An 8,756-nucleotide genomic window follows, 5' to 3' on the forward strand; every position below is an offset into this window, starting at 1 on the left:
ATGGAGAAAGTGCTTTCTTCTCACGTCGGTTTGAAAATCAATGAATGGTATTATCATATTCAAAGATTTAACGTACCGGACGCCGAAGCATATAAAGAGGAAATCAAATCAATGCTTGATCATATGGAAGAAAATCAAGATTTATTATTGTATTTCTCACTCATGGAGTTCAGACATAAATTAATGCTTGATTACTTGAATCCTTTAGAAAATGGGAAAGAGCGGGCCAACTTCAAGGAACTCGCAATGAAGATCAAAAGGGACCAAGAGAAATTAACAGGATTGCTCGAGTATTACTTCAATTTTTTCTACGGCATGTACGAGTTTGAAAACTATGAATACCTAAATGCGATTACCTTCTATAAACGGGCAGAAAAAAAGCTGTCTCTTGTCAGTGACGATATTGAACGGGCTGAGTTCAATTACAAGATGGCTGAAATCTATTACCACATGAAACAAACTCACATGTCCATGCACCATATCGCACAGGCGATAGAATGTTATCGGGAAAAAGATACATACACAGTAAGAGAAATACAATGTTCTTTTGTCATTGGATTAAACTACATAGATATGGGCTGCCCCGAAAAAGCAATACCCCATTTTCAACACGCACTAGAAAAAGCCGCCGACAACTCAACAAAACGATTAAAAGGATCAGCACTATATAATTTAGGGTTGAGTTATTTTCATAACAAAGAAATAGCACAAGCAATTATTCATTTTAATGACTCGATTCGAGCATTTAGAGAGCAGGGATATGAGCATTTGAATAGAATTTTAGACCCACTCATTATGTTGTCAAAATCCTACTTCAAAAAGAAAGAACAGGATCTAGGTACATATGCTTTAAATAACGGCATAGAACTATCTGAAAAGCTAAAAGACCATGTTTTGTTATTGATATTCAAGTTTTTAAGATCACTATACGTTGACAACAATTTTGAGCAATTAGAAAAAATAATGGAATTGCTAGAAATAAAGTCAATGTACCCTGATCTTGAAGATTTAGCAAAAGATGCTGCAAAATATTATAATGAGATGGGAGATAAAGACAATGCGATGCATTTCTATGAAAAGATTCTTTATTTCCAAACTCAAGTGAAGCGGGGGGACTGTCAGTATGAAATTTAAAACATTTTCAGTAGTATTCGTAATGCTCAGTGTCATAAGTATTGTCGGTTATTTTACATCTGAAGTAACAGCAAGTCATGATGAAGCTAGGAGAGGTCATACTGCAAGTATCGGTTATTCTGCTTAGTAAAAAGCCCTTTAAGGGCTTTTTGCTTTAAACTTTATGATTAGCCTGTTCAATATGGCTGTATTCCCAGGAACACCATTGTCTTATTATGTTGCCCTGATTTGTAATATGTTGTTAATCAGTATGTTTTTCGGAACGATAATCTATTTGATTGTCACCTTTCTTAATGCTAAGTCTTCAAAGGAAAATCAATAAAAAGTGAGCGGACATTGTTCGTTCTTTTTTGTTTTAACGATTAAAATCTTGATCAAGACAAAACGAGACTCCTTGATATGTATTTTCCATCACACAATCAAATTATTTTTAATACCTGATGCATTATATTTTAAAGGATGTTACCGTTGGATGTAAGGAATGATTGGCCAGTCTTCCAATAAAAGTTGGAGGGAAATCATGATTTACAAAATTGAAATGTTACCGAAAATGAAAATGGTGTATATGAGAAATATAGGACCATATGGCAGTGAAGAGAAAGTAGAGATGATGAAGACATTTAAAAAATGGATCAATCAACATCTCTTAAACGATGAGTTAAAGCAATATGGCATATACGGTGTTCCTCAAGATGATCCTGCAAGAACTTCACCTGAAAATTGTAGATATGACCTAATGTTCATAACAGATAAAGATTTCTCAAAAGATCAAATGGTTCAGACTGGTTATTTTGAAGGGGGAAAGTATGCTGTTTTTACGGTGGCACATACAACTGAAAAAGTGAATTTGTTTTGGAGTCAATTGCCTCAAATGATCCAAAATAATCAATTGAACATTCGTCAGGCATCTATTTTAGAGCGATATAAAGAAGAAGTAGGCGAAGATAAGGTGTGTGAGTTCTTACTGCCTATCTTTTAATCACTTCAATGAAAACAGACCTTTTATGGTCTGTTTTCTTCATGCATATAATTTAAATCATCTAGAACTCGTTCCTTTAAATAACGATATTGTTCCTCATTCGTATCCTGAAAAGCCTCTTCTCGATTTGAAGGTACATCCCTATAAAAGATTTCTTCAGAGAATTGCGAAGAAGTAAAGTCGATTCTTGTTCCATTCACTACGTTGTAAAAGTGCCATCCGCTGGGTAATACGGTCTTGTTTATTTTTCCGCCTAAAAGATCATGTACGACTAAAGCAGTGACACCACATTGTCCGTTTGCCGGGTTGTCTTTACTCCATTTTGAACTAGATTGAAAAGACCAAGCTTTAAAAAGAGCATCAATGATTTCATCTGTTGTGTAGAGGCCCATCATAAAAATCCTTTCTATTTAAAAAGTGAAGTGATATAAAAGTTGTTTAGTTTATAGTAGGATTTTTTCATTCAAAAACCAATAAAACCTTTCCGTTAAAGCATTTGATTCAAATGCTATACTATGACTAAATTATGAATGAAGGGTCATGATAGGAGGAGCATTGTATGATATTCATCATAGGTATTGTCATAGCTTATATGATTGGTATTTTAGGTTTTACTGTTTTGGCGGATGTAGGGAATGGATTAGGGACGGCTCTCAGCATCATCGGGGGGATGGTCATTTTATTTATAGCTGGTAGATTACAAAGACAAAAAGAAAAAAATGATCCCAACATATTATTAGATAAGATGATGATGCTTTTTCACGAAGACGGGTTTCAGGCTTCAACATACATCTTTTCACAGAGTGTTGATAAAGGCTTTGCGGTTGATGATGAACGAAAGAAAATGCGCTTTATTACACATCAACCTGGCGGCTCATCTCGAAAATTCAGGTTTGAGGTCACTGATCTTTCCCTGAAAGAGTTGAAACAAGTTGACATGTTAGAAGATGGTGTACCGATTGAACAATCTACCGAGAGAGATAATAATGAAGAGATCTCGACACTTGAATTGAAATTAACTATGAATGATAAGGAATCATCAACGATCACAATTACCTTTCTGAAATTTGATGTGCCTGTTCGTAAGACCACTGCCGAATATTTGACTGAACGAGAAAATCTTGAGGAGATTTATCATGAAATGAATTCAATGATGAGATCTGCGGATTAACTAAATAACTGTTCATAAAGAAGAAATCACAGTTTGAGGTGGTTTCTTTTTTTATGTCAATGAAGACAAAGTTGGATCAGTCATTGTGGCTGAATGTTTTGTACAAAAATGAATAAAGATAGACTAGGCGCAAAAACGAACATTGATATCGAAATAACTCATGTGATGAGGAGGAAATATACATGCAAAAACTCTGCCGAGAAGTCTGGATTGAGGTCAATCTTGACGCGATTAAAAGAAATATCGAAGCCATTCAAGCGCATATTCCAAAGAAAAGTAAGATCATGGCTGTGGTGAAGGCGAATGCTTATGGACACGGTTCAGTGGAGGCAGCGCGGCAGGCACTGGAAAGCGGTGCGACGGAGCTTGCTGTTGCTAGTTTGGAAGAAGGTATTGTATTGCGAAGAGCAAAAATTGAAGCACCGATTCTGGTCCTTGGATTTACCCCGCTCGATTGTGTGAAAAGGGCTGCAACATGGAGAATTGACCTATCTGGCCTTCGTGAAGATTGGATTGTTCAAGCAAATGAGATTTTAGCAGAAGAAGAAAGTCTGCCCCGGCTTGGGATTCATGTCAATGTCGATACGGGGATGGGACGATTAGGTGTACGGACGAAGGAAGAGCTGTTAGCAGTGGTGGAGGCACTTGAGAAGAGTGAAAACCTGAGGTGGGATGGAATTTTTACACATTTCTCCACTGCGGATGAGCCTGACCCAGATTTCACACTGCTGCAGCACAGCATTTTTATTGATTTTCTTCGTTTCTTAAAAAAACAAGGCATTACACTGCCCACGGTTCATATGAACAATACAGCAGCTGCCATCGCGTTTCCTGAATTTAGTGCAGATATGATTCGGCTCGGCATCGGGCTATATGGACTGTACCCCTCGCAATACATTGAGAGTTTAGACGCTGTTAAGCTAGAGCCCGCTCTCAGTTTAAAAGCAAGGATTGCGTTCGTGAAAGAAATGGTGACAAAGCCAAGGACCGTCAGCTATGGGGCAACCTATGTAGCAAAGCCTGATGAAGTTATAGCAACAATACCAATCGGTTATGCAGATGGGTACTCACGTGCTCTATCCAATCGAGGATTTATGCTTTTCCGAGGAAAACGAATGCCGATTGCTGGCCGAGTCACTATGGATATGACCATGATCAGTTTAGGAGAAATGAAAGCAAAGCAAGGTGAGGAAGTTGTCATTTACGGCCGTCAAAAGGGTGGAGAAATTTCTGTCGATGAAATCGCCGAAATGCTTAATACGATTAACTATGAGGTTGTCGCCACCTTAAGCCGCCGCGTTCCAAGATTTTATCGCCGAGGCGGTAAGATTATTAAAATATCGACACCGGTAATGTATGTGTGAGTTCAATTTTGGACTGCAAATGAAAATGCGATTAGCCCCCTTTACATGGCAAGGGGGCTAACGAATTTAAGTTCTACTTTCAAGACTTAAGCACGATACTCTTTATCTAAAATAAGAATTGGTTTAATCGTAGATCCATTTTTAGAATCTTCAAAGGCTTGTTCAATATCTTCTAATTCGTAGAATTTTGCTAGTTTCTCAACTGGGAATTGTCCATTTTTAAAGAACTTCACTAGTTTAGGAATAAATAGTTGTGGAACGGCATCCCCTTCTATCACACCTTTTAATGTGAGAGCATTGAGCATTAGATCATTTGTTACATTAAATGTTAAATCGCGCTTCCCTACTGCTACTGTTGCACAAGTCCCTTTGACACGCAGGCAATGAAGGGCAGATAGAGTTACTTCTGGTACACCAGTTGTTTCAAATGAGTAATGTGCACCTTTGCCTTCTGTTATTTCCTTAATTTTTTCAGCTGGATTCTCATGCTTACTGTTGATGATATGTGTTGCACCTAATTCTTTTGCTAACTCAAGGCGGCTATCATGAATATCAACGGCAATAATCGGATCACAGCCAGCGATTTTTGCTGCCATTAACCCACTTAAACCAACAGCGCCTGTACCGAACACTACAAAGCTTGTACCTGGTGCTGGAGCAAGTGAATTTAAGACAGTACCGCTCCCAGTCATTAAGCCGCATCCGAATGGTCCTAAATAACGCAAATCGGTTTCTTTGTCTACTTTTACCACATTTTTTTCATCAACCGTTGCATATGTTCCAAATGAAGATTGACCAAAAAATTGTGATACATCTTGATGATCATGTGTATGGATAGGCGTTTCATTATGCTTATTACGACCAGAAAAATTCAGTGGAATCATGTTTTCACATCCACCTGCGTTCCCATCTAGACAATTATGACAATGACCACAATAAGCGAAGCCTAGTACAACGTGGTCTCCTTCTTGAACGGTTGTGACATTAGAACCTGCTTTGACTACAATGCCAGAGCCTTCATGTCCTAATAAAGCAGGACGTGGGACAGGAAGCGTTCCATCTAAAACTGTCGCATCAGTATGACAGACGCCAGATGCAACGATTTTGACAAGCACTTCATCTGCTTTTGGGTCATCTAGTAATAACGTTTGTTTCTCGAAATCTTTTTCATTTGTTGTGACCATCGCTTGAATTTCCATATCATGTGCCCTCACTTTGTATAGTATAATATTCGATAAAGTTAGATCAAATGTCACAAAAAATTCATTTCTTTATGACTAATTTGATTGTAGGACGAAAGATTTTTCGTTTCAATCAGCAAAAAAACTTTTTTGTATAGGTTTTCAACACACAGGAATTTATGTATCTCTAATCAACATTTTTTTAAAAGTGTCTAAAGGAGGGGCCGATGATGAAAAAAGAGGATCGCCGTGTTGAGCGAACAAAAGAAACACTTCGGCAAACATTTAAAATACTAGTAAAAGAAAAAGGATATTCGCACGTAAAAGTAAAGGATATTGTGGAAAATGCAAACTATAATCGGACGACGTTTTATGTGCATTATGAAAGTAAAGATGAACTAGCAGCAGATTTTATTCACCGGGAAATGGAAGATTTCGAATATGAATTTTGTAAGCCGACTCGTGAAAATCCACTGTTAGATTTAACTCACATGAAACCAGAGGGCACCGATGTATTTCAATATATCGTCGAAAATCGCGACTATTATGATTTATTAATTATGGAGGATCGCATTCCGCAAATACAAGAACAATTGCTCAAGAAAATACAATATATCTTCCAAAGTAGAATGTCGTTTGTCAGTGATCAGTATGCAGAAATCAACGACAGTTATTTTATCCAATATCGTTCATACGGCATCTTTGGTTTTATCATTGAATGGATCAGAAATGACTACAATGCGTCTCCCTCTGAAATGGCACGCCGCATTATCAATTTATTATATAATCAATCCTCACTCATGATGCAGCTGAAAGGTGAAGAACCGGTTATGAAAAGGTAATGTCAGATAAATTTGATATATGTAGAAAGATATTAATAGAAATAAGTGCATCCTGAATTTAGGATTGGGAACAATGATAAAAATTTAAATTTTATTACAAATATGTCGATAAAAGGAGGGATATTTAATATATGGAGGAATGAAATAATGAAAAAAGGTTTATTTTTAGTGCTTTTGACTATTTTTATGATGGTCACAATTCATCCGTTAAAAGCTCATGCAGCAGAGACAAATGGGTGGACGAAGCGAGCAGACTTACCGGAAGAGAGACTTCATCCTAGTTCCGCAGTAGTAGATGGGAAGATTTTTGTTTTTGGAGGAAGTAGTGAAAAGTCATATAGTAATAAAAATACCTACATGTATGATCCTCGCAAAAATGAGTGGAGCTCAAAAGCTGACATGCCTAGAGAAAGAACAGATAGCACTGCAGTGGTGATAGGTAAAAAAGTATATGTCATTGGAGGAGCATATCAAGATAGCACAAAAACGATTGATATTTATGATGCAGAATCCGATCAATGGTCGGAAAATCCAATCCTAATACCAAGTTTTGCTGTGACAAGTGGGGATATTATTGCGACTGGAGAAAACGATAAAATTTATATTCTTGCAACGAGTAAAAGTCCTCATCAAGAACATAATTTTTATAGTTATGATACAAAAACGGATAAATGGCAACAATTAAAAATGTTTCCTCAGCAAATTACTGGGATGTCTATGTCAGAAGTCATTAACAATAAAATTTATGCTACAGGCGGATATAGAGGTTCCCAAAAAACTCAAATATATGAATATAACATTGAAACAAATCAGTGGGTACAAACAAAATCAAAGTTGAAGTTTTATCAAGTAGGAGCAGCGTTTACAACATATCAGGGAAAATTATTTATGGTAGGCGGTCAGCATAGCGTTGACAGATCCAGCCCATTATTACCATATTCGCAATATTATGATGTCAATTCTAATTCTGTGAAAAAAAGTATAAGCGAATTGCCTGAAGCTAGAGTGGGATCAAGTGCTGTAACACTTGATGATACGATATATATCATAGGTGGGAGGAATTTTAAAGAATATTATAATTCCAAAGCGGTTAAAAGCGACTTCAAATCAGTCATTTCTATCTCATTAAATGACTTACAAATTGCTGAAGGTGAAACAAAGCCTGGTGATGGAACAACGGAAGAACCGAAAGATCAGGACGGAACAAAGCCTGATGATGGAACAACGGAAGAACCGAAAGATCAGGACGGAACAAAGCCTGATGATGGAACAACGGAAGAACCGAAAGATCAGGACGGAACAAAACCTGGTGATGGAACAACGGAAGAACCGAAAGATCAGGACGGAACAAAACCTGGTGATGGTACAACAGAAGAACCAAAAGATCAAGACGGAACAAAGCCTGATGAAGAGGCAACAAAAGGTATACTTTCAATTACCATGATCAACGGGCTGCAAAAGGATTATTTGCTTTCAATGAAAGAAATCAACGATTTTCTTAACTGGTATAAAGAAAGAAGCTTTGGAATTGGTATGAACTTCTATGAAATCAATGATGAACACAATAAAGGTCCTTTCACAAGTAAGAAGGATTATGTTGTATACCAAAATATATTAATGTTTGATATCAAACAATACTAATATTCATTAATTGTAAAGCTGCTGATAATAGATCAGCAGCTTTTATTTTGATAGGAATTGTTAAAATTAGGATCAACGTCATAAAAAAATATGATATTTTTTAAAAAATCTGCTAAACATCCTATAACCACATCCGATAATAGAATTGTCAGGGTTGATAAGCCCTAGAATAAAGGACTTTTTTCAGACAAGGACGTCTGTCAGGTCCCACATACATGGAGGTAATAGGAAATGAGAATTAACCACAATATCGCAGCACTTAACACATTAAACCGTTTGTCTGCAAACAACGCTTCAAGCCAAAAGAACATGGAGAAACTTTCTTCTGGTCTTAAAATCAACCGTGCAGGAGATGACGCTGCAGGTCTAGCAATCTCTGAAAAAATGCGTGGACAAATCCGCGGATTAGAAATGGCTTCTAAAAACGCACAAGACGGTATCTCT

Annotated in this window: 10 protein-coding genes; 8 read left to right on the forward strand and 2 right to left on the reverse strand. The window is 37.0% G+C overall.

All coding sequences use genetic code 11. The features are described 5' to 3' along the window. The 3 genes from AKG37_RS15705 to AKG37_RS15710 all read left to right on the forward strand — a co-directional run bounded on the left by AKG37_RS15705 (window position 1) and on the right by AKG37_RS15710 (window position 2,113). The gene (locus AKG37_RS15705; RefSeq protein ID WP_060699657.1) at window positions 1-1,134 is read left to right on the forward strand and encodes a Rap family tetratricopeptide repeat protein; all 1,134 of its coding nucleotides are present in this window, start codon (window positions 1-3) and stop codon (window positions 1,132-1,134) included. Next, window positions 1,124-1,261, forward strand: a complete 138-nt coding sequence (locus AKG37_RS19105; RefSeq protein ID WP_149865098.1) for an aspartate phosphatase — start codon at window positions 1,124-1,126, stop codon at window positions 1,259-1,261. Before AKG37_RS15705 ends, AKG37_RS19105 begins: the two co-directional genes overlap by 11 nt. Before the next feature lie 393 nt (window positions 1,262-1,654). Continuing rightward, entirely contained in the window at window positions 1,655-2,113 is a 459-nt protein-coding gene (locus tag AKG37_RS15710) for a GyrI-like domain-containing protein (RefSeq protein ID WP_060699658.1), read from the forward strand. Window positions 2,114-2,136: 23 nt separating this feature from the next. Here AKG37_RS15710 and AKG37_RS15715 read toward each other — a convergent pair whose 3' ends face one another. Further along, window positions 2,137-2,505: a YunG family protein gene (locus AKG37_RS15715; protein WP_149865099.1), complete on the reverse strand. Its 369-nt coding sequence runs from the start codon at window positions 2,503-2,505 to the stop codon at window positions 2,137-2,139. A 167-nt stretch (window positions 2,506-2,672) separates the two neighbouring features. On the opposite strand from AKG37_RS15715, the gene AKG37_RS15720 reads away from it, so the two are divergent. Together AKG37_RS15720 and alr are read left to right on the forward strand one after the other, a co-directional pair. Further along, entirely contained in the window at window positions 2,673-3,284 is a 612-nt protein-coding gene (locus tag AKG37_RS15720; protein ID WP_060699660.1) for a hypothetical protein, read from the forward strand. 182 nt (window positions 3,285-3,466) lie between these two features. Next, window positions 3,467-4,648, forward strand: a complete 1,182-nt coding sequence (gene alr / locus AKG37_RS15725) for an alanine racemase (protein ID WP_060699661.1) — start codon at window positions 3,467-3,469, stop codon at window positions 4,646-4,648. Window positions 4,649-4,734: 86 nt separating this feature from the next. Here the strand turns inward: alr and AKG37_RS15730 are convergent, their stop codons facing one another. Further along, on the reverse strand, window positions 4,735-5,847 hold the full coding sequence (locus tag AKG37_RS15730; protein WP_060699662.1) for an NAD(P)-dependent alcohol dehydrogenase: 1,113 nt from the start codon (window positions 5,845-5,847) through the stop codon (window positions 4,735-4,737). Window positions 5,848-6,059: 212 nt separating this feature from the next. Here AKG37_RS15730 and AKG37_RS15735 point away from each other — a divergent pair, with 212 nt between their 5' ends. The 3 genes from AKG37_RS15735 to AKG37_RS15745 all read left to right on the forward strand — a co-directional run. Beyond that, a complete protein-coding gene (locus AKG37_RS15735; protein WP_237697796.1) occupies window positions 6,060-6,671 on the forward strand; it encodes a TetR/AcrR family transcriptional regulator in 612 nt (203 codons plus the stop codon). A gap of 147 nt (window positions 6,672-6,818) precedes the next feature. Beyond that, window positions 6,819-8,312 carry a kelch-like protein gene (locus tag AKG37_RS15740; protein WP_060699664.1) on the forward strand — a complete coding sequence of 498 codons (1,494 nt, stop codon included), beginning with the start codon at window positions 6,819-6,821 and terminating at the stop codon, window positions 8,310-8,312. A 231-nt stretch (window positions 8,313-8,543) separates the two neighbouring features. Then, the coding region (locus AKG37_RS15745) for a flagellin N-terminal helical domain-containing protein (protein WP_476693111.1) at window positions 8,544-8,756 on the forward strand (213 nt) is incomplete at its 3' end.

This window comes from Bacillus australimaris, assembly GCF_001307105.1.
GTDB lineage: Bacteria > Bacillota > Bacilli > Bacillales > Bacillaceae > Bacillus > Bacillus australimaris.

Excerpts from the sequence above, each read along its gene's own strand:
- AKG37_RS15705 (WP_060699657.1), top strand. The coding sequence starts at position 1 with ATGGAGAAAGTGCTTTCTTCTCACGTCGGTTTGAAAATCAATGAATGG.
- AKG37_RS19105 (WP_149865098.1), top strand. The coding sequence starts at position 1,124 with ATGAAATTTAAAACATTTTCAGTAGTATTCGTAATGCTCAGTGTCATA.
- AKG37_RS15710 (WP_060699658.1), top strand. The coding sequence starts at position 1,655 with ATGATTTACAAAATTGAAATGTTACCGAAAATGAAAATGGTGTATATG.
- AKG37_RS15715 (WP_149865099.1), bottom strand. The coding sequence starts at position 2,505 with ATGGGCCTCTACACAACAGATGAAATCATTGATGCTCTTTTTAAAGCT.
- AKG37_RS15720 (WP_060699660.1), top strand. The coding sequence starts at position 2,673 with ATGATATTCATCATAGGTATTGTCATAGCTTATATGATTGGTATTTTA.
- alr (WP_060699661.1), top strand. The coding sequence starts at position 3,467 with ATGCAAAAACTCTGCCGAGAAGTCTGGATTGAGGTCAATCTTGACGCG.
- AKG37_RS15730 (WP_060699662.1), bottom strand. The coding sequence starts at position 5,847 with ATGGAAATTCAAGCGATGGTCACAACAAATGAAAAAGATTTCGAGAAA.
- AKG37_RS15735 (WP_237697796.1), top strand. The coding sequence starts at position 6,060 with ATGAAAAAAGAGGATCGCCGTGTTGAGCGAACAAAAGAAACACTTCGG.
- AKG37_RS15740 (WP_060699664.1), top strand. The coding sequence starts at position 6,819 with ATGAAAAAAGGTTTATTTTTAGTGCTTTTGACTATTTTTATGATGGTC.